This window comes from Ruegeria sp. BF6, assembly GCF_056538665.1.
Genome location: NZ_JBQFTN010000014.1, coordinates 45,099 through 65,305, shown reverse-complemented (window position 1 = coordinate 65,305; position 20,207 = coordinate 45,099). Strand labels below are relative to the sequence as shown.

General features: G+C 54.8%; 21 protein-coding genes and 1 pseudogene. 14 read left to right on the top strand and 8 right to left on the bottom strand.

Annotation, left to right across the window (positions count from 1 at the left end):
* Nucleotides 1-55: 55 nt before the first annotated feature.
* The 3 genes from ACR0IM_RS20375 to ACR0IM_RS20365 form a co-directional block, all read right to left on the bottom strand.
* Nucleotides 56-1,042, bottom strand: coding sequence for an ABC transporter permease (locus tag ACR0IM_RS20375; RefSeq protein ID WP_480683064.1), 987 nt, complete (start codon nt 1,040-1,042; stop codon nt 56-58).
* Nucleotides 1,043-1,044: 2 nt separating this feature from the next.
* On the bottom strand, nt 1,045-2,598 hold the full coding sequence (locus ACR0IM_RS20370; RefSeq protein WP_480683063.1) for a sugar ABC transporter ATP-binding protein: 1,554 nt from the start codon (nt 2,596-2,598) through the stop codon (nt 1,045-1,047).
* 147 nt (nt 2,599-2,745) lie between these two features.
* Complete coding sequence (locus tag ACR0IM_RS20365; protein ID WP_480642750.1) at nt 2,746-3,417, bottom strand: GntR family transcriptional regulator; 672 nt, start codon at nt 3,415-3,417, stop codon at nt 2,746-2,748.
* Nucleotides 3,418-3,522: 105 nt separating this feature from the next.
* On the opposite strand from ACR0IM_RS20365, the gene ACR0IM_RS20360 reads away from it, so the two are divergent.
* The 13 genes from ACR0IM_RS20360 (at nt 3,523) to ACR0IM_RS20300 (ending at nt 14,236) form a co-directional block, all read left to right on the top strand.
* Nucleotides 3,523-4,392: an SMP-30/gluconolactonase/LRE family protein gene (locus ACR0IM_RS20360; RefSeq protein ID WP_480642749.1), complete on the top strand. Its 870-nt coding sequence runs from the start codon at nt 3,523-3,525 to the stop codon at nt 4,390-4,392.
* Between the two features lie 26 nt (nt 4,393-4,418).
* The gene (locus tag ACR0IM_RS20355) at nt 4,419-5,453 is read left to right on the top strand and encodes a sugar ABC transporter substrate-binding protein (RefSeq protein WP_480562651.1); all 1,035 of its coding nucleotides are present in this window, start codon (nt 4,419-4,421) and stop codon (nt 5,451-5,453) included.
* Between the two features lie 84 nt (nt 5,454-5,537).
* Complete coding sequence (locus ACR0IM_RS20350) at nt 5,538-7,061, top strand: sugar ABC transporter ATP-binding protein (protein ID WP_480642748.1); 1,524 nt, start codon at nt 5,538-5,540, stop codon at nt 7,059-7,061.
* Nucleotides 7,058-8,059: an ABC transporter permease gene (locus ACR0IM_RS20345; RefSeq protein ID WP_050606102.1), complete on the top strand. Its 1,002-nt coding sequence runs from the start codon at nt 7,058-7,060 to the stop codon at nt 8,057-8,059. Before ACR0IM_RS20350 ends, ACR0IM_RS20345 begins: the two co-directional genes overlap by 4 nt.
* A 1-nt stretch (nt 8,060) precedes the next feature.
* Complete coding sequence (locus ACR0IM_RS20340; RefSeq protein ID WP_480683042.1) at nt 8,061-8,849, top strand: SDR family NAD(P)-dependent oxidoreductase; 789 nt, start codon at nt 8,061-8,063, stop codon at nt 8,847-8,849.
* 22 nt (nt 8,850-8,871) lie between these two features.
* The gene (locus ACR0IM_RS20335) at nt 8,872-9,366 is read left to right on the top strand and encodes a lactoylglutathione lyase family protein (protein WP_108861949.1); all 495 of its coding nucleotides are present in this window, start codon (nt 8,872-8,874) and stop codon (nt 9,364-9,366) included.
* Nucleotides 9,359-10,390 (top strand): C-terminal binding protein, encoded by a 1,032-nt coding sequence (locus tag ACR0IM_RS20330; RefSeq protein WP_480683041.1) that lies wholly within the window; start codon nt 9,359-9,361, stop codon nt 10,388-10,390. The genes ACR0IM_RS20335 and ACR0IM_RS20330 overlap by 8 nt, the downstream gene beginning before the upstream one ends.
* Before the next feature lie 12 nt (nt 10,391-10,402).
* The gene (locus ACR0IM_RS20325) at nt 10,403-11,092 is read left to right on the top strand and encodes an RraA family protein (protein WP_170395860.1); all 690 of its coding nucleotides are present in this window, start codon (nt 10,403-10,405) and stop codon (nt 11,090-11,092) included.
* On the top strand, nt 11,073-11,993 hold the full coding sequence (locus tag ACR0IM_RS20320) for a 2-dehydro-3-deoxygalactonokinase (RefSeq protein WP_480683040.1): 921 nt from the start codon (nt 11,073-11,075) through the stop codon (nt 11,991-11,993). The genes ACR0IM_RS20325 and ACR0IM_RS20320 overlap by 20 nt, the downstream gene beginning before the upstream one ends.
* A complete protein-coding gene (locus ACR0IM_RS20315; protein ID WP_480683038.1) occupies nt 11,990-12,616 on the top strand; it encodes a 2-dehydro-3-deoxy-6-phosphogalactonate aldolase in 627 nt (208 codons plus the stop codon). Before ACR0IM_RS20320 ends, ACR0IM_RS20315 begins: the two co-directional genes overlap by 4 nt.
* Nucleotides 12,613-13,314 (top strand): SDR family NAD(P)-dependent oxidoreductase, encoded by a 702-nt coding sequence (locus tag ACR0IM_RS20310; protein WP_480683037.1) that lies wholly within the window; start codon nt 12,613-12,615, stop codon nt 13,312-13,314. Before ACR0IM_RS20315 ends, ACR0IM_RS20310 begins: the two co-directional genes overlap by 4 nt.
* A gap of 9 nt (nt 13,315-13,323) precedes the next feature.
* Nucleotides 13,324-13,842 (top strand): 2,4'-dihydroxyacetophenone dioxygenase family protein, encoded by a 519-nt coding sequence (locus tag ACR0IM_RS20305; protein ID WP_010437260.1) that lies wholly within the window; start codon nt 13,324-13,326, stop codon nt 13,840-13,842.
* On the top strand, nt 13,823-14,236 hold the full coding sequence (locus ACR0IM_RS20300) for a methylglyoxal synthase (RefSeq protein WP_480683036.1): 414 nt from the start codon (nt 13,823-13,825) through the stop codon (nt 14,234-14,236). The genes ACR0IM_RS20305 and ACR0IM_RS20300 overlap by 20 nt, the downstream gene beginning before the upstream one ends.
* A 24-nt stretch (nt 14,237-14,260) precedes the next feature.
* On the opposite strand, the gene ACR0IM_RS20295 is transcribed toward ACR0IM_RS20300, so the two are convergent.
* The 4 genes from ACR0IM_RS20295 to ACR0IM_RS20280 all read right to left on the bottom strand — a co-directional run bounded on the left by ACR0IM_RS20295 (nt 14,261) and on the right by ACR0IM_RS20280 (nt 18,308).
* On the bottom strand, nt 14,261-15,406 hold the full coding sequence (locus ACR0IM_RS20295; RefSeq protein ID WP_480683035.1) for an alpha-hydroxy acid oxidase: 1,146 nt from the start codon (nt 15,404-15,406) through the stop codon (nt 14,261-14,263).
* A gap of 45 nt (nt 15,407-15,451) precedes the next feature.
* Nucleotides 15,452-16,735: a TRAP transporter large permease gene (locus ACR0IM_RS20290; RefSeq protein ID WP_480642737.1), complete on the bottom strand. Its 1,284-nt coding sequence runs from the start codon at nt 16,733-16,735 to the stop codon at nt 15,452-15,454.
* A 10-nt stretch (nt 16,736-16,745) separates the two neighbouring features.
* Nucleotides 16,746-17,231: a TRAP transporter small permease gene (locus tag ACR0IM_RS20285; RefSeq protein ID WP_480642735.1), complete on the bottom strand. Its 486-nt coding sequence runs from the start codon at nt 17,229-17,231 to the stop codon at nt 16,746-16,748.
* A 78-nt stretch (nt 17,232-17,309) separates the two neighbouring features.
* Nucleotides 17,310-18,308, bottom strand: a complete 999-nt coding sequence (locus tag ACR0IM_RS20280; RefSeq protein WP_306203022.1) for a TRAP transporter substrate-binding protein — start codon at nt 18,306-18,308, stop codon at nt 17,310-17,312.
* A 118-nt stretch (nt 18,309-18,426) separates the two neighbouring features.
* Here ACR0IM_RS20280 and ACR0IM_RS20275 point away from each other — a divergent pair, with 118 nt between their 5' ends.
* On the top strand, nt 18,427-19,098 hold the full coding sequence (locus tag ACR0IM_RS20275; protein ID WP_480683034.1) for a GntR family transcriptional regulator: 672 nt from the start codon (nt 18,427-18,429) through the stop codon (nt 19,096-19,098).
* Between the two features lie 844 nt (nt 19,099-19,942).
* On the opposite strand, the pseudogene ACR0IM_RS20270 reads toward ACR0IM_RS20275, so the two are convergent.
* Nucleotides 19,943-20,146 (bottom strand): annotated as a pseudogene (locus tag ACR0IM_RS20270) (transposase); the annotation flags it as partial.
* Nucleotides 20,147-20,207: the final 61 nt, after the last annotated feature.

Sequence of the window (20,207 nt, the reverse complement as noted above, 5' to 3'; positions counted from 1 at the left end):
GTAGTCTCCCTGTTTTGGATCTTTGGTTGTTGTTGAGTTTTGGAAAGCTTCGGGATTAGCCCCGTTTGCTTCGGATCAGCATGTCCAAGGCGACCGCTGTAACGAGCACACCGCCGATGACGATCATCTGCCAGTAGATCGATACGGCCAGCATCGTCATGGTGTTGTTGATCAACGCGACGAAAACGACGCCGAGGAAAGCACCAAGAATAGTACCTTCGCCGCCGCGTAGGGATGCGCCACCGATGACTGCCGCGGCCAGAACCTGAAGTTCGATGCCGTTGCCTGCTGTGGGCGTACCGCTCATCAGGCGCGAGGCCAGCAAAACTCCGGCCAAAGCAGCCAGAATACCGGTCAGTGCGTACAGAATGATACGCACGCGTGTGACATGGATGCCTGACAACATCGCGGCCTTTTCATTGGCGCCGATGAAGTAGACCTGACGGAAAAAGCGTGTATGGCGGACGGCCAGGTCGAACAGGACGACGAGCAGAATGGTGAACAAGACGATGACCGGAAAGCCGCCTACGTCAGCCTTACCGATCCAGGCAAATGATGCTGGCAGGCTTGAGACAGAAAAACCTTCGGTCAGGACAAGAGCGATGCCTCGCGCGATCGACATCGTGCCGAGGGTCGCGATAAGCGGATTGATCCCGAGGCCGGTCACCAGCAAACCGTTCACTACACCGACAATTCCACCCAGCACCAATCCGCATGCCACAGCAAGCGGAATTGGCATGCCAGTCAAAAGCAGCATGGCTACGACGGTAGAAGACAATGCCATAACCGACCCGACGGAAAGATCGAACCCGCCGGATGCAAGTAAGATCGCCATGCCGATCACGATGATCGCGGTGGGGGCCATGCCCACGGCCACGGCTCGAAAGTTCGAGAAGCTGAGGAAGTAGGGGTTAGCGTTGGACATCACGATGATGATGGCGGCGATCAGGACGATCAGCGTCAGCTCACGAATGTCGACAAAGGCTTGTAGGACACGGCGCAGCAGCGGACGCTTCATGGGCAAGTTGGCTTGAGCGGTCATGGTCACGTCGCGACTCCTGATTGATTGGTTTGGGGTGCGTCCACAATTGGAACGAAATTTCCAGCGGCCATTTGAAGAAGCGTGGTTTCGGTTGCCTCAGCTGCTGCGATGTCTCCCATTAGGCGACCGTCGTGGACGACAAGGATGCGGGTCGAGAGAGAGACAAGTTCGGGAAAATCGGATGACACGACGAGGATGGCCATTCCCTCGGCTGCTCGACGCAATAGTTCCGTGTGGATTTGGAATTTGGCTCCGACATCGACCCCTTTTGTGGGCTCCTCAATGATCAGAAGAGCTGGCGCGCGTTTGAGCCACTTGGCCAACATAATCTTTTGCTGATTACCCCCTGAGAGATCACCAACAAGTTCGTTAATCCCGCTGGTTTTGACACTGAAGGCGTCAATGGCTGTTTGGCTGGCTGCTTTGATCGAGCCCGAAAGCATGAACCCAGCAGACGCATGATCGGAAAGACTGGCCGCGATCAGGTTGTCGCTGAGTGATTGTTCCAGAAAGAGGCCTTCAGTCTTGCGTTCTTCGGGAACAAACCCGACCCCAGCACGCATCGCCTGCCGCAAGGACGCAAAGTTAACAGGCTTGCCGTGAAGTCTGATCTCCCCGGTATCGCCATGCATCAGCCCGACAATCGATCGAACAATCTCGCTGCGGCGAGCGCCCATCAACCCTGCCATCCCTACAATCTCTCCGGCTTTAATGGAGAAAGAAATGTCTTCGAATTCACCTGGATGGGTTAATTCTTGGACATGCAAAACCTCTTCGCCGTTAACCTTACCTGACCGCGTGACATCACCGGGGTGAGCGCCGCCGATCATCTCGGCAACGACTTGTTCCTGAGAAGTTTCCGAAACCGGTAAAGTGCTGATGTGGCGCCCATCTCGCAAAACAGTAATGCGATCCGAGATCTGGAAAATCTCGGCCATATGGTGGCTGACATAGACGATGCCAATCCCTTTTTTTGTCAGGGACTTTAGGACTTCGAATAATGCGTCTACTTCGTCGGGTGCCAATGCCGATGTCGGTTCATCCAGCAAAAGGACGCGGGAATTCAACGACAGAGCCTTGGCGATTTCAACAATCTGGCGGGAGCTGATCGGCAAGTTTTCCACGGGTGTTGAGACGTCGATATCCAGACCGAATTCCGCCAGCAACGCCTCCGCTCGGCGGCGCAGTTCGGGCCAATCAACTACGCCGAACCGGGTGGGTACGCGGCCCGCGTAGATGTTTTCCGCAACAGAGAGCGCGCCAGCGAGGCTGAGCTCTTGGAAAACACAGCCGATGCCCAGGGATTGCGCATGCGACGGGCTTTCGACCCGCTGTTCCTTGCCGTCGCACAGGATACGCCCAGCTGAAGGTTGGTGAAGCCCATAAAACAGGCCGAGACAGGTGGATTTTCCGGCGCCGTTTTCACCACAAAGCGCGTGAACTTCGCCGGGCCTCAATTCAAAGTCGACACCGTCCAACACAATGTTCGTCCCGAAGCTTTTGCCAACCCGATCCAGCTGGATCAGTGGCTGTGGCCCCGGTGAGTCAGGCTTCATTATTGGCGTCATACAAGTCTCCTCCTGCCTTTTGATTGGCATCTGATATCTCAGATGTCAACTGAAAAAGAAAAGACCGTGAGGTGCCCAAAAGGAAGGGGCGGCGCCGATTTGGCCCGCCCCCGTCACAACGAAGCTACGTTTCTGCTAGGATGCGGTCGCTCCTTCGAGGACGATGGCGGCGCTCTTGTAGGCTTGTCTGGTGCGGTCAATATGCGCTGTGAGAAGAGATTTGATTTTGGCCATGTCGCCTTCGCGAACGGCAATAGCGATTTTCGAATGCTCGTCGAAGGAGAGCTCAGTATGCTGTGGCAGCTTCGCCAAATGGGTTCGCAATGCGGCAATCTTACCGATGTAGCGTGTATAGCTGGCCGTCAGATAATCGTTACCGGCATGTTCAAAAATCAACTGATGAAATGCGGTATCCAGTGAAAGGTAGCCCTTTTCATTACCTCGCCTGCGTTCCTTCTCCATGTCCTTCACGACACGCTGCATGTCGTCGGCAAGACCTTCCGGGTTCCGCAACAACGCAAGTTCAAAGGCGGCAGTTTCGATAGCCTGTCTGAAATCGCAGATCTGAGTCACTTCCGGCTCAGACAGCGAAAACACGCGTGCACCTTTTTGAGGCTCGATACTGACTAACCCTTCGTCACGTAATTGAGCGAGTGCTTCGCGGACTGGCGATTTCGATACGCCCAGCTCTTCGGAGATTTTTCGCTCCGACAAAACCTGACCCATTTTCAGGGAGCCATCGATAATACTATTCCGCAAATGTTCCAGTGCGAGTTCACGCAAAGACTTGGGTCTCTCAAGCGCCATCTGAGGATATCTCCAAAAAAAGGTGTTGCCAGATGTAAGATATCTGATACACCAGATTAGGCAAGCTGGTATATCAGATATCAGAAAGTGCTGAGGAGATCAAAAGTGCACGTAGAGTTGGTCGTCGATTGCAAGAACCAGCACGGGGAAGGGATTTTCTGGAATCCCGCCGATGGTCTTGTCTGGTGGACCGACATTGAAGGCTGTGCGCTTTGGTCATTTGATCCTGCAACCTCAGAAACCGCATCTCATGAGATGCCGGAGCGCGTGTGTTGCTTTGCGCCGCGCGCGTCTGGCGGTCTGATCGTTGCTTATGCGGATCGAGTTGTCTTGTTCGATTCACCCAAGAGCGAGGAAACCCTCGTGACGCGATTTGAGCCGAACAACCCGGAGACACGGCTGAACGATGGGCGAACCGATCGCCAGGGGCGACTGATTGTTGGAGGCATGAACGAAGTTTCAGGTAAGGCCGATTCGTCAGTCATCTGTGTCGATACGGATTTGAGCGTACAAACGATCATAGAAGAGGTGTCTTGCGCCAATTCGACTTGCTTCACGCCGGACGGTGCCACGATGTTCTTTGCCGATACCCCGGATCGCGAAATCGTGGCGTTCGACTACGATGCTGACAGTGGAGCCGTTTCGAACCGTCGGCAGCACGTTTCTTTCAAGGATGAACCTGGCTTGCCCGATGGGTCCTGCGTCGATGCCGAAGGCGGTGTTTGGAACGCCGAATGGGAAGGCCATCGCGTTATTCGCGTCGCACCCGACGGCACGATAGATCGCGTGATCGAGGTGCCGGTCTGGAAGCCTACCTGTTGCGCTTTCGGTGGCCCTGATCTCGATACGCTCTTCATCACGACCTCAAGGCTGATGAGTGACGGAGCAGCTTTAACAAAAGAACCGGAATCCGGCGGCCTCTTTGCTGTGAAACCCGGCGTTCGTGGCGTGATCGACGCGCCATTCAACGGATAACCAACGAATTTCTGGAGGAGAAAACAATGTTGAAAACGCTCATGACCACGACGCTTGCCGCGGGGTTCGCCACGCTGGCAACGGTCGCTCTGGCGGAAAACTACCCGGCACCGGTTCCACTTGAGGACGGGGCACAGGCGCCAATCGATGCGATTGAACCCAAGAACGAAACGTTCCGGATCGCGTATATGCCGCCCGCGACCGAGTTCAACTACTACATCGCCATCGGTGAAGGCATCAAAGCGGTTGCTGCTGAGGCCGGGGTCGAAGTCTTTATGCTTGCGCCCCAGTCCGGCGCGGACATCAACGGCCAAATGGGTATGATCCAGGATGTGCTGACGCAGGATGTGGATGCGATCATCTTTGGTACACACGATGAATTTGCAGCCGCACCACTGCTTAAGCAGGCCGTCGACAAGGGCATGGCAGTTCTGATGATCAACTCGGACATCCCGAACTTCCCGACACCAATTCATGGCGTTGTCGGGTACTCTCAGCGCAACGGTACACATGCTATCGCTGATTGGGCCATTGAGACTTATGGTGATCAACCGTTGAAAGTCGGCATCATCGAAGGGCAGCCTGGCTATCACTCGACCGAGCGGGTGGGCGGCTTCCTCGACGGTATCGAGGGCAACGAAAACTTCGACGTTGTGGTGTCTATTGACGGTAAATGGAACGTTGAAGGCGGCAACACAGCTGGCATGGATATCCTGCAGTCGAACCCCGATCTCGACATGATCTTTGCGGCGAACGACTACATGATCATCGGGGCATCTTTTGCGGCGAAAGCGCTTGGCCGCAGTGACATCGTCCTTTTGGGCAATGATGGCGACACGTCCGGCCTTGAAGAAATCGCGGCTGGCAACATCACGGCAACCGTCAACACCTCACCTTTCTTGATGGGTAAGGCGGCCATGCACGCAACCATCGATGCACTCAACGGGTCCTATCCCGGCGGCTGGATCGAAACGCCCACATCAATTGAAGACAAAGACGGTGCGATCAGCGTGCTGCAAGAGCCAGAAAAGCTCTTCCCGCAGCCGTCCAAAGAGTACTGAGCTTTCTCCCCGCTTCCCGGTGGCGCGTGCGCGTGCTGCCGGGGTGCAACTCAACCGAGTTTCGCTTTTATCGAGGCAATCGCAATGACACCCGCAACGCCACTTTGGGAGTTTGTCGATATCACCAAGGCCTATCCCGGGGTTTTGGCGAATGACAAGGTTTGCATCCGGCTTATGCCCGGTTCCATTCATGGGCTACTGGGAGAAAATGGCTGTGGCAAGTCGACCATGATCAAGACACTGTCCGGCGTGCAGCAACCCGATAGCGGTCAAATCCTGCACAATGGCAAGCCGGTCACGATCAGCGACCCGCAGGCGGCACGTGAATTGGGTGTCGCAACAGTTTTTCAGGAATTCTCGATCGTGCCCACCTTGTCGGTTGGCGAAAACATCTTCCTTGGCAATATGCCTCGGTCCCGCTTTGGTGTGATCGACTGGGCCAAGGTCCACGACGAGGCCGCTCGGGTCTTGGCGGAAATGGATGTCGATGTTTTACCCGAAACCATCACCGGCTCGCTATCAGTAGGCGAGCAACAACTGGTCGAGATCGCGAAAGCCGTCGCGATGGACGCCCGCATGATCATCCTGGATGAGCCGACGGCGGCATTGGGTGAAGATGAAATTGAGCGCCTGCACCAGTTACTGCGCAATATGCGTGAGCGCGGCACCGCTATTCTTTATGTGTCGCACAGGCTGGATGAGGTTGAACGGATCGTTGATGAAGTGACGATCTTGCGCAACGGCTGCGTTGTGCGAGCAAGTGGCGAGACCAAGATCAACGTCTCTGAGATAGTCAGCGCCATGGTCGGTGAGGACATTGGTGAGCATTATCCCAAGGAGCAGAACGCGACCAAGGATATCGTGCTAGAAGCGGCGGGTCTGGCCACCAATTCGGGCGTGAAAGATGTATCGTTTTCGTTGCACCGGGGTGAAGTTCTGGGCTTGGGTGGCGTATTGGGCAGTGGCCGCACAGAGATTGCCCGCGCCCTATTCGGGACAGACGAGCTAACCGCCGGGCAGATATCACTGAACGGCAAACCGGTTCGCTTTCGCCGGGAAATTGATGCGATCCGTGCGGGTTTGGCTCTTGTTCCAGAGAACCGAAAGTTTGACGGGTTGTTCTTCAATTTCCGCGCAAGCGGGAACGTCACCGCAGCGTCCCTTGGCGGGCTAAGCCGGTTCGGTGTCTTGAATCTCAAGGCGGAAGAGCAAGCCACCCATGACCTGATCCGCGATCTGGAAATCTCGACCCAGGCCGAGGAAAAGACGGTCAACTTCTTGTCTGGTGGTAATCAGCAGAAGATCGTGATTGCACGTTGGCTGTTCTCAGCCTCTAACATCCTGATCCTTGATGAACCGACGCAAGGGATCGATATCGGCGCTAAGATCGCTGTTTACAAGCTGATTAACAGGCTCACGCGGGTGGGAAAATCGATCATTCTGATCAGTTCAGACCATGATGAGTTGCTTGCGATGAGCGATCGGATTGCCGTCGTGCAGCACGGAACGATAGTGCGCACGGTCGATGCATCCGACCTTACTCATGACGACCTTGTGCGCGCGTCCGCCGACACTCCTCAATCCAAGCCTAAGGAGGCTTTCGCATGAAGCGGATCTTTGACACCCAGTTGATCGGACCATTTGCAGCAATGGTGATCGTCGCACTGATCGTGGCACTTACGACGGAACGCTTCCTGAACCCGGGTAACCTTTCAAACCTGTCCCTACAGGTAAGTATCGTGGCCTTGATCGCAATCGGGTCTACTATCGTGATCTTCGCTGCGGGCATCGATCTGAGTTCCGGGTCTATGGTGGCTTTGCTGACCATGATCCTTGCGCAGATGTTGAAATTTGTTGGCATTCCACTGGTTCTGGCGTTGCCACTCATTCTTCTCATGGGCGGATTGCTTGGTCTGTTCATTGGGCTGATAACAGCCTACGGGCGTATCCCGTCTTTCATCACAACATTGGCGGCGTTGATTGCCTTCAGGGGCCTTGCGCTGACCTTCAACAATGGGTCTCCGATCTTCTCGCTGGATCCGGCGCTGGAGCCAATCTTTTACGGCAAGCTGTTCGGCGTTCCGATGCCTTTCTTCTACCTCGTGTTCTTTTACGTCCTTGCCGCGTTCACTATGAACTTCACGAAACTCGGCCGTGAGATCTATGCCGTGGGTGGTAACCCAGCCGCTGCCGTTCTGACGGGTATTAACGTACGTAAAGTTCAGACGACGACATTTGTCATCGCGGGTTTTATGACTGCGGTTGGTGCGATCCTGATGTCAGCGCGCCTCAACTCTGGTTCGCCCAACTATGGCCAGACGCTGGAATTGCAGGCCATTGCCGCTGCTGTTGTCGGCGGAGCCAGCCTTGCAGGCGGACGCGGCAACATCCTCGCCACGCTGATGGGGGCGATGACAATCGTTATCGTCCAGAATGGTTTGAACCTAAACGCTGCGCCATCTTCGGTTCAGAACATCGTGTTGGGCCTGATCATTCTGTTGGCCGTTGGCATAGACATGTGGCGCGCGGAAATTTCGGGCTTGATGGGTCGAATGTTCGGCCGCCCTTCATCGCAGCAGTCATCTAACGTTAAGAAGGAGGCCTGAGATGGATCTGGGGCTAAAAAATAAACTGGTCCTGGTGACTGGTTCAGGTTCTGGCATCGGCAAAGCCACTGCCCGGGTCTATCTGGAAGAAGGCGCGCGGGTCATCGTGCATGGCCTGACCGAGGCGGAAGTGTCCGACTGCGTCGACGACCTGTCATCTCTGGGCGAGGTTGAAGGCATTGCGGCCGACTTAACCAAGACCTCTGATGCGGAAACTCTGGCGGAGTTTGCTCGAGCGCGGGGTGCGGTGGATGTTCTGGTGAATAACGTCGGCATCTTTTCGGTTAAGCCGTTCGAGGATCTCACGGATGACGACTGGATGCATTACTTCAACATCAATGTCCTGTCCGCCGTTCGGATGAGCCGAGTTTTCCTGCCTGACATGCTTGACCGGGGTAAGGGATCCATCATCAACATGGCCAGCGAAGCGGCAGTGAAACCACTACCTCAGATGGTGCATTATTCTGTCACTAAAACTGCCATGTTAGGTCTGACACGTGGCATGGCAGAATTGACAAAGGGGACAAAAGTCCGGGTTAACTCGATCCTGCCTGGTCCGACCTGGACCGAAGGTGTCGAAGCCTATTTTGACGGTCTCGCCGATCAAAAGGGTGAGCCGCTCGACGCCATCGTCGACAATTACTTCAAATCAGATGAGCCCACATCGCTCATACAGCGCTTTGTCCAACCAGACGAAGTCGCCCGCATGATCGTCACGATCTCAGCAAGCACAGCCTCCAATGGTTCTGCGCATCGGATCGAAGGCGGCATCGTTCGCAATATTCTTTAACTTCTAACTGGAGGAGCCTGCTATGGCCGCTCTCACTTTCTCTCACATCGGCATCACAGTTCCCGACCTGGAAAAAGCCGTGGAGTTTTATTCCAAGGCATTCGGCCTGTACGTGCTGATGGAACCAACTGAAATCCTGCATGACGAAAGCGCCATCGGTCAGATGTGCGACGATGTGTTTGGGGAAGGTTGGGGAAGCTTCCGTATCGCGCACTTGTCAATGGGCGACGGTGTTGGCATCGAATTGTTTGAGTTCCCGAAGACCGTCGAAGAAGAACGACCGTTTGAATATTGGCGGCGTGGCTTGTTTCATTTCTGCGTACAGGACGAGGATCTGGAAGGCCGCATCAAGGTTATCGAAGACCTGGGCGGGCGCCAGCGCATGAGCCAAGTGCGCAAGTATTACCCAGGCGAAAAGCCTTATCGCATGGTCTATATGGAAGACCCGTTTGGCAACATTTTCGAGCTCTATAGCCACTCGTACGAATTGACCTATTCGGCGGGTGCCTATGACTGATCGCGCCGCCTTTCCCCCCAGAACGGACAAACCCAAGGTCGTGATAACCGATTACGACTTTGGTGATGTTGCCGTTGAGACGGAAATCCTGGAAGCCGCAGGAGCCGAGGTGATTGCGCTTCAGGCCAAGCGCCAGGAAGACCTGTTCGATGTCGCGCCGCATTGCGCAGCGATGATGAACCAATATGCACGGATCGGAAAAGAAACGATTACGCGGATGCGGAACTGCGAGGTCATCGCGCGTTATGGCGTAGGCGTAGATATCGTGGATGTTGGTACGGCAACGGAAAAAGGCATCCTCGTTACCAACGTGCAAAACTATTGCACTGAGGAAGTCGCCGATCACGCGATTGCCCTTTGGCTGACCCTGGCGCGCAAGTTGCCTGACTATGATCGGGCCACTCACGCAGGGGTCTGGCAATGGCAAAGCGGGCAGCCGGTCTATCGGTTGCGCGGGCGGACGATGGGTGTCGTTTCGCTGGGTAAAATCGGGCAAGCCATCGTTGCGCGGGCGCAATCTTTCGGAGTTACGGTCATCGCTTACGACCCGTATTTGCCAAGAGAAGTCGCCGCGAAGATTGGGGTCGAGCTGGTGAGCAAGCCCGAATTGCTGGCAAGGTCCGACTATATCCTTATGCAGGCGCCGATGACGCCGAACACGCATCACTTTTTGTCGGATGCCGAATTCTCGGTCATGAAACCCGGTGCGATACTCGTGAACACTGGACGCGGACCAACGGTCGACAACAAAGCCCTGTTCCGGGCGCTGACCGAAGGCCATTTGGCCGCTGCAGGGCTCGACGACCCCGAAGAAGAGCCGGCAAAGCGCGCCAACTGGACGCCTGATGACAACCCGTTGTTCACACTGCCCAACGTCCTCGTAACACCACATGCCGCCTACTATTCCGAGGAATCGATACACGCAGCGCGGGTTACCGCGGCTACGCAAGTGGCCAAGGTCCTGACAGGACAAAACCCCGACTACACAGTCAATGCCGACGCATTGGCCGTATCTACCGCATAACAGGAGACAAGAATGCCAGACGTCAGCACGGACCTTAGGGTTTTTAATGATTTTGAAAGAAACCCGGAACTTCTCAGAAAATTCGACAAGGTGTTGGAGGCTTACTCTGCTGCTGCCATTTTTGCGGATGTGCAGTACCGAACAGGCGTGATGGACAGCGCCATCAAGCCCGCTTTCCGCGCCAAGGTGACAGGCCAGGCCGTGACGGTCCAGCTTTCAAAAGGTGATCTGGTCGACCCATTGCGAGCGCTTGAAATGGGACAACCCGGGGATGTGATCGTTGTGGACGCGGGTGGTGATCGTCAAACGTCAGTCTGCGGCGGTTTAATGGGTGGCCTAGCCAAGAACCGTGGCATTCGGGGTATGATCGTAGATGGCACTGGGCGTGACACAGATGAGTTGGAAGACATTAACTGGCCAATCTGGACGCGCGCGATCACGCCGCGCGGAACGCACACGATGTTCTCGGAACGTAAAGAAGAACTTTCGATCAATGTGCCAATCGCCTGTGGGGGCGTCGTGGTAAACCCCGGAGATTTCATTGTAGCTGATCTTATGGGCGTCGTCGTGGTTCCACAGGAAATTGCCGAAGAAACCGTGCGCCTTGCTCAAGAGCAAGCTGACCGTGAGGAGGAAACCCGTAAATGGGTGGCCCAAGGCAAAACCGTTGAGGATCTGCTAAATGAATTCGGTCGCATCTGAACCAGCGCTGATCGGCGTAGATTGGGGCACTTCATCGTTTCGTGCATTTCTAATTGGTGCGGAGGGCGAGGTGATCGATGGAGTCTCGTCGCCTGAAGGTATCATGCAGGTTGCAGGACAAACCTTTGAGGCGGTTCTTGATCGTCTCATCGGCCCTTGGGTCGCCAAGGCTGACCTGCCGATCCTGGCATCTGGCATGATCACCAGCCGCAATGGCTGGGTAGAAACGCAATATGCCGAAATGCCGCTGGGTGCTGGCGGTCTTGCGCGAGCGTTGGTCCCGCACAAAGCGGCCAACGGAGCGCGTATTCATTTTGTGACAGGTGCTTCGACAGAACATGCCGGAGGACCCGACGTGATGCGCGGCGAGGAGACCCAAATCATCGGGGCATCTTCGCTAGGCTTGAGCGAAGGCATGTTCGTGATGCCGGGAACGCACAGCAAATGGGTTCAGGTTGATGACGGGAAGATCGTGGATTTTTCGACCTACATGACAGGTGAGATCTTTTCGGCGCTGAAAGAACACACGATCCTTGGCTCTTTGATGAAGGAGGACGCCTTCAGCGAAGACGCATTCGTGATGGGCGTCAAGGCAGGCCTCAGTGGTGAGTCGAACCTGCTGCACAACCTGTTTCATGTCCGGACGCTTCCTCTTATGGGCAAAATCCCAAAGGTTGCTACGGCCGACTACTTGTCGGGCTTGTTGATCGGGACCGAGGTTGCTGCGGCAACCGGCGAAATAAAAGACGTCGGCACGATCACTGTTGTTGGACGCAGCGACTTGTCCGACCGATACGAATTAGCGCTTCGAACTGCTGGTTTCGACAGCCGTCGCGCGCCAGATGATATCGTTGCGAAAGGGCATTTTCTGATTGCTCGCGCTGCGGGGTTGGTTGGATGAATGACCTCACCGCAGCTCTTGCCGAGAACCCGCTGATTGCGATTTTGCGGGGGCTAGCACCAGAAAATGCGCGCCCGGTGTCTGATGTACTCTTCGATGCCGGGTTTCGGATAATCGAAGTGCCACTCAACTCACCGGACCCGCTGGAATCGATAGGGCAGATCGCCGTGAAACATGGCGCTCAAACCATCGTCGGCGCTGGCACAGTGTTGACTGTGGATCAGGTCGCGGCAGTTGCTGATGCAGGCGGGCGGATCATCGTGTCGCCCAATATGAACCCGGACGTCGGGCGCGCGGCTGTCGCGCGGGATCTCTATTGGTGTCCAGGCGTCATGACCCCATCCGAGGCCTTTACGGCGTTGGATATTGGAGCATCGGTCCTGAAATTTTTTCCGGCGGAAATGGTGCCACCCGCTGCCATCGCAGCAATGCGCGCCGTATTGCCTGCAGACGCAGTCGTCGCTGCGGTAGGGGGCATAACGCCGAATACGATGGCGTCGTATCATGCCGCGGGTGCAGATGGATATGGGCTGGGTTCCGCGCTGTTCAAACCGAACTATACATTGGATGATATTGGCAGGCGCGCGCGCTCCTTCACCAGTGTATTGGAGGAACTTGGATGAAACAGGCCCTTGTTACGGGCGGTACGCGAGGGATTGGTGCGGGTGTTGCACGGTCGTTGGCTGACGCAGGTTGGTCCGTCATTGCCGCATCCGCCTCCCAATCCGAATTGGATGCATTCGAGCCTCAGGACGGGATAAAGGTGCGGCTCTTGGATGTCACAGACCAGATATCCATCAATGATGTATTCGGCGAACTCACGGGTCTAGATGCCTTGGTGAACTGCGCAGGTATTCTTCTGCGTGGCCATGAATACGACATCGATGTCTTTGCCAAGGTACTCGATGTGAATCTGACCGGGACTATGCGCTGCTGTCTTGCCGCGCATCCATTATTGGCGGAAACGCGTGGGGCTATCGTCAATACAGCCTCTATGCTCAGCACCTTTGGTGGACCTTTGGTGCCTGCCTATTCTGCTTCCAAGGGTGGCGTGGCACAGTTGACGAAGGCGCTGGCAGGTCGCTGGGCCGAAGACGGCATCCGGGTCAATGCTATCGCGCCGGGTTGGATCGAGACAGAGATGACCCAGGGCCTTCGGGAAGACCCTGAACGAACAGCGGGGATCATGGCGCGTACGCCAATGAAACGCTGGGGGAAACCCGAAGAAGTCGGTGCGCTTGTGCAATGGCTTTTGAGTGAAAACGCCAGCTTTGTGACCGGATCGATCTATCCGGTCGATGGCGGCTATCTCGCTATGTGAGGAAAATCAATGAATGACGATGACACCGCCCGAATGCCATATCAGTTGCCGTTTCCCAAGGATGCGCAAGACGAGATCGTGATCCCGAACGCCATGAGTGAGGACGACAGGCTATGGGTTCCGCAGGCAGAGAACGTCTGGTTCCGACCGCTCTGCTTGAACCGCTCGCAAGGTTATTGGATGAACCTTCTCAAAGTGCGCAAAGCTGGTGTTCTTTCGCGGCACCGCCATCCACAGCCAGTCCACGGTTTTGTCCTGAAAGGGCGCTGGCATTATCTGGAACATGATTGGGTTGCGGAAGAGGGGGGATATGTCTTTGAGCCGCCGGGTGAGACTCATACTTTGGTCGTTCCTGACGATGTTGAAGAGATGGTCACCTATTTCCAGGTCAATGGCGTGATGTGCTATGTTGATCCGTGGGGCAAGGTCACTGGCTACGAAGATGTCTTTACCAAGATTGATCTGTGCCGAAAACATTTCGGGGAAGTCGGTCTTGGAGAAGATTACGTTGAACAATTCATCCGGTGATGCGCCGCGTTTCGCGCTTGTAGCGCATGATGCGCGAAAGGACGAAATCGTTGAATGGGTGGGTCTGCAATTGGCCCGCCTGTCCAGAGTACAAATCTTTTCGACTGGGACTACCGGTAGTCGCATTAAGCAAGCCTATCCAGAACTGGATGTGACCTGCCTGAAAAGCGGACCACTCGGAGGCGACCAACAGATCGGCGCTATGATCTGCGAAGAGAAACTGGATGCATTGATTTTCTTCGTCGACCCTCTGTCGCCCATGCCACACGACGTTGATGTTAAAGCTCTGACCCGTCTTGCCACGGTATATGATCTGCCAATGGCTTGTTCGCGCTCAACTGCGGATCTGATCGTGAAGGGGCTGATTGACGGGGATGACAACACACCTGTCTGATACGCCGCACGCCGAAATTGCCGATCAGCTGGTACTCAGAAGGTGCTCTGTCAGACTGCCGAGGTTTTCGCTGCCAAGCTGGCTCATATTGGCCTCAATGTCAGCTTTCAAGATGTGAACGAGATGGTCGATCCCTCGTGCTCCGAACGCTGCAACGGCATATTGAAAGGCGCGTCCGACCATGACGAAATCTGCACCTTTCGCCAAGGCACGCATGACGTCCAATCCCCAGGCAACGCCAGAGTCATAGATCAGTGGCACATTTGTTCCGACCGCCTCGCGGATGTTCGGGAGTTGGTCAATCACGGCGGGCCCGGCTTCGAATTGACGCCCGGAGTGGTTTGAAACCCAGATGCAATCCACGCCTTCGGCCACCATTTTTTGCGCGTCCTCCGGCCGCAGGACACCCTTGACGATCAGGTGACCCTCCCATTCCCGCCGCAGTTCGCGCAGGTAGTCCCAATCTGGAATCCCACGGATCAGAGCGCCTGCATGGGTAAAGCTTTCTCGCCCGCGGGTCGGGACGTAATCGTCAAAGAACCGCATACGTGGCATGATGCCCTCGCGCAGATGTGCAAGGCACCAGGCGGGTCGTGATGCCATTTCAGTCAGCGTGCGCAGGTCAGCTTTTGGAGGCACCGTCAGATTGGCACGGCGCTGTCGTTCGCGCCGGCTCTCTTCTGGAACGTCCACCGTGATAATCAGCGTATGAAATCCCGCTGCCTTTATCCTCGGCAGCATCGCGCGGCGCAAATCGCCGGACTTTACCGGGTAATGCTGAAACCATCCGTTTTTGCCAATGTAAGGTGCCACATCTTCCGGTGAAGCAACCGCAACGCTCGACAGCGAAAACGGAATGTTGTGAGCAACCGCTGCCTTTGCAAGCATCCGCTCTGCTCCTGCCCACATCAGGCCGGACATGCCTACCGGTGCTATCCCGAATGGCAGATCGTAAGTTTGACCCATCAATGTAGTCTGCAGGTCGGCCTTTGTTCGGCCGCATAGTACACGCGGCATGAACCCGATGGCATCAAGTGCGTCCCGGTTGACCTTCAATCCCAGCTCTCGGCCGGTCGCGCTGTCGAGGTATTCGAAGGCAAACTTCGGAATGCGCTTTTGTGCGGTTTTCCGAAGGTCTTCTATCGACGGGTGGGATAGGTCCAGATCCATCCGGGTCCTCTGTTCGTTGTCTAACGGTTGAAGCTCCTCAGTCGGTCACCAAAGGGATGGCAAGGCCAAGGAAATTGCGGGCACATAGGTGATGAACATCAACAAGATCAGCATGCCGACAAAGAATGGCAGGATCGCCCGGCTGAGGCTTTCGATGGAAACCTTCGAAATGCTGCTGGCCACGAACAGGTTCACTCCCAAAGGTGGTGTGCAAAACCCAATGGCCAGGTTGACCGTCAAGATGACACCAAAAACAATCGGATCGACACCCAGCGCGGTTGCAACCGGCAGCAGGATCGGCGTCATGATGATGATCGACGAAATCGTCTCCATGAACATTCCGATCACCAGCAAAAGCAAATTGATCAACAACAAAATGATGATCGGATTGTCGGATAGGCTGGTGATTGTTGTTGCGAGTTCTGTCGGGATTCTTGCGAGCGTGATCAACCTGCCAAAGGCGGTCGCCATGATCACCAATATCAGAATGGTCCCGCTGGTCTTTGCACTGCCCGCCAAAACCTCTGGCAGGTCCTTGAGGGTGATGTCTCCATAAACGAAGATGCCGATGAAAGCGGCATAAACCACGGCCACGGCACCGGCTTCGGTTGGGGTAAAGATGCCGCTATAGATGCCCCCAAGAATAATCACGGGTACTAGAAGCGCCCAGATGGAAGACCGGAAGCTCTGCCAGACGCCCGGACCTGAGAACGTAGTCGTCGATTGGTGAACAACCTCGTCCTTTCGCAGCAGAACACGAGCGACCAACATGAACATGAGGGCAAAAAGGATGCCAGGAACAACGCCTGCAAGAAACAGTTTGCCGATCGAAACCTCGGCAGTAACACCATAGATGATGAAGGGAATACTTGGCGGGATCATTACACCGATCATTCCCGAGGATGCCGTCAATGCGCCGCTGAATTTGCGCGTATAGCCGACCTTTTCCATCTCGGGGATCATGTTCGATCCGATGGCGGCTACGGTCGCAGGAGACGAACCGGATATGGCGGCAAAGAACACGCAGGCGAGTACGTTCACATAAGCAAGCCCACCGCGGATATGCCCGATCAGTGCGTTAGCGAACCCAACCAATCGACGAGACATTCCGCCGTGCTGCATCAGGTCGCCTGCCAATATGAACAGAGGGACGGCAATTAGAGGAAACGAGTCCGCGCCAGTTACCACCGACCGTGCCAGAAGAACCATGGGTGGCGTGCCATCCACAAAGACCATCACAATCATAGTGGCCAAGCCCAGACAGATGCCAATAGGCACGCTGAAGAGCAACAGGGCAAAGAGCGTCAGAAAAAGCGTTGTTGCAAGCATGCCGGGTTCCTCACGCCTTGGTCCCTGCGATCAGACGCAGGGTTCGGATCAGATGTTGAGTGACGCGGATCGCGGACAGGCCCGCGCCAATCGGCGCCGAAGCATAAAGGATCGGGATCGGTAGTCCCAAAACGACTGAGGTCTGACTGGCCACAAAAGGCTGTCGGATAAGCTTGATGCATTCAACTGTCAGAACGATCAGAAATCCAAGGACAAGAAGCGCGATCACAATATCCGCGTAAAGCCTTGCGCGCTCGCTTAGGACATCACGCAGGACCGTGATACGCACATGATCGCCTGTGTGGAATGCATAGCTGACGCCAAGCCAGACAAACCATACAAACAGCCAAAGCGTTAGCTCTTCGCCCCATGAAAGAGAGGCATTCAGAATGTAGCGCATGAACACATTGCCAAAGATCAACAAGACAATCGCGGCCAAAAGTGCACTGGCTAAGACCTTTTCGGCATTCATATCGATCCATTTGATAACCGACACCGTTCACCTCCCCTTGAACGAAAGGGGCACCCGAACCCTCATGGCACGGGTGCCCGTATTGGCTGAGTAGTCCGAGGGTCAGCTTCCGCTCGCTGCGGAAACCGCTGCTACCCAGTCGTCATAGGCTTCGGCGCCAACCTCGTCGCGATACTGCAGGCGGACGCTTTCGGTTTTGTCGGCAAAGGCCTGTCGCTGCTCTGCAGTCAGTTCCAGAACCTCGACTCCGGCAGCACGGATCTGTTCCAACTGTTCCGCATCTTCGTTTGCGACCAGTTCCGCCTGATAGTCACGTGCGGCGGCCATCGAGTCCCGTACCAGTTGCTGATGCTCTGCGGACAGCGAGTCAAAGAACGGTTTGGAGATGACGGGCATATAGACCGCAAAGACATGGCCCGTGGTCGAAAGGTATTTCTGCACCTCGTAGAAACGCTGTGAGGTAATGATCGCCAGGGGGTTTTCCTGGCCGTCGATCACGCCTTGCTGGAGAGCAGAATAGACCTCACCAAAGTTCATTGGCGTCGGGTTGGCCCCGAGCGTTTCGAAAGTCGCCACGTGCGCCGGAACCTTCATGGTGCGCAGCTTGACACCCTCGAGATCTGCCGGGGTTGCAACCGGACGGACATTGTTGGTCACATTGCGTACACCCAATTCAAGCCAGCCAAGACCGACCAATCCCTGGTTTTCGACCCGTGCAAGCATGTCATCACCAGCATCGCCATCAAGAACATCAAAGGCGATGTCTTTGGAGGAATACATGTAAGGCAGTTCAATTACTGCAAATGCCGGGTCCCAGCCCGCGAAGAAAGAAGAAGGAGGAATGGCCATTTCCAGAACGCCGGTTTGAACACCTTCGATCATCTCGCGATCAGGGCCCATCTGCGACGAAGGGAATATCTGTACGTCGATCTCACCATTCGAGCCAGCTTCGACCAGTTCTTCAAATTTCAGTAGCGCGCGATGCATATGAAACGCTTCTGCTGCGCCATGCCCAACCTTAATGACTGTTTCAGCGGATGCTGCAAAAGCAAGCCCGGCTGACATGACGACGCCAAGCGCCAATGTTGATTTCTTGAACAAGGTATCCTCCCACGGATTTAGTAAATTTTCGATCTATTATCTGAGATATCAGATATAATATAGAAATCAAGCTTACATGTGCTATTGTGTTAAAGAGACGAAATAGGACGAAGTGAAAATGACCGAGATTTTGCAGATTAAGCGCCCGGATTCGTTGAGTAAAACTGCTGAAGAGCACATACGAAAAGGCATTATCAATGGCACGTTTCAATTGGGTGAATCGTTGCCGGAAGTGAAGCTGTCAAATGCCATGGGCATCAGCAAAACTCCGATTCGCGAAGCTCTATCAGCTTTGAATCTTCAGGGGCTCGTTCAGATCTTTCCTCATCGCGGAGCCTTTGTATTCTCTCTTTCTCAAGAGGACGTGGTGCAGCTTTGCCAGTATCGGCTCATCCTAGAATCTGCAGCTTTGGAGCAGGCGCTTGAAAAGAACCCTTCGGTTCTGATCAATGAGCTGTCTACAATTGTTTCGAAGATGTCGGAAGCGCAGGAAGCGGATGAATTCGAGCAGTACTTGGAACTTGACGCCGAGTTTCACGGCGCGTTTTTCAGGTCCTGCGGAAACAGTTACCTGCGGGATGGATATCAAAAAGTCAGTGATATCGTCCAAACTATGCGGACACATCTGTCCAAGCGTTCCAATCGAACGAAGAAATCTTTCAAGGAACATCAAGCGATCACATCGCTATTGGGCGAGGGTAAAGTAAAAGCAGCAACGAACACCCTCAAACGTCAAATCACTCGCGGTGAGCGTTCTTATTCTGATTTGGTTGGTGTCAATCAAACATAGGAGGCTCAGTTACAGAAGTAGCACTGAAGACTAGTGGCAGCATTTTGACCATTCTGATTTGATGGAAAGCCTTTGAGTCGCAAATGGCAAAGTTTGCGCGCTTCAGAAAACCAAGTTTGCATAAAATCAATTACTTAGATGTCGCCAAATGGCAAAACTATGTGTCGCCCGACATTCCTGTTGAACGTCACACGAACCTGACCCAAACGTCATAGTTGGACCAGAAACTAGGTGAACGTTCGACATCAGAAGCCACCCCCAAAGTTGGACATCAGTTGAATTTGACCTTTGCGTAATCAACTAACACGCCGCCCCCATTTTATGCTCCCGCAGGCAGTTTGGTTTGTTCTGACTTCCCTTTCGGAAAATCAGAGCTGATTTGTAGGTCAGACAGCGAAGCTGCCTGTTCCAGCTAATCTGCCACGTGGCGAACGCGGGAGGGGGCGAGGCAACGCTATTCGACAGGGGTGGTGCGGCCCGCAGGCAAAACCGAGGACACGGCCCTGTCTAAAAAGGTTGCCAGAGGGGGAGGGCCGCGCCCTCACCCTGACGGCCAGGGGCGTTTGGCTTGTCCAAATCCCGCTGGCCCACGAAAGGAAGGTGATGGGGAAGAGGGCTTGCCGCTATTTGCGATTGAATCCATCTGTCAAACTTCAAAAAGTAATAGTGGCCACCAGACAGACCTTCGCCGCGTTTGCAGTGCCAAGCACTGCAGATGACTGCTGCGCGCAGAATGCGGACTTTGCAAAGTCTAATGGTGTACGAAGAATGGGCGTTCTCAACATGGCCTGACGCGTTGGTCGATGAAGACTTAGGCGTGTCGCAAATCTGCGGCACTAATACCGCTCCATTGCTTCCAACAATTGTACAACGTCTTGCGCGGTCCGTATCCTTTGGGCGCGTCGCGCCACCGTAAGCCACTGCGATTGATGAAGATAATTCCACTCAGCACGCGCTTATCGCCAACACGAGGCTTGCCATGGGACTTTGGAAAGAAAGGTGCAGGCCGCGCCATTTGCGCGTCGTTCAACCAGAATAGATCAGACATGTTCACCGCTCGTTTCTTGAATCGTGAAGCTCACAACCAATCGGAAATCAATGGGTCCTGA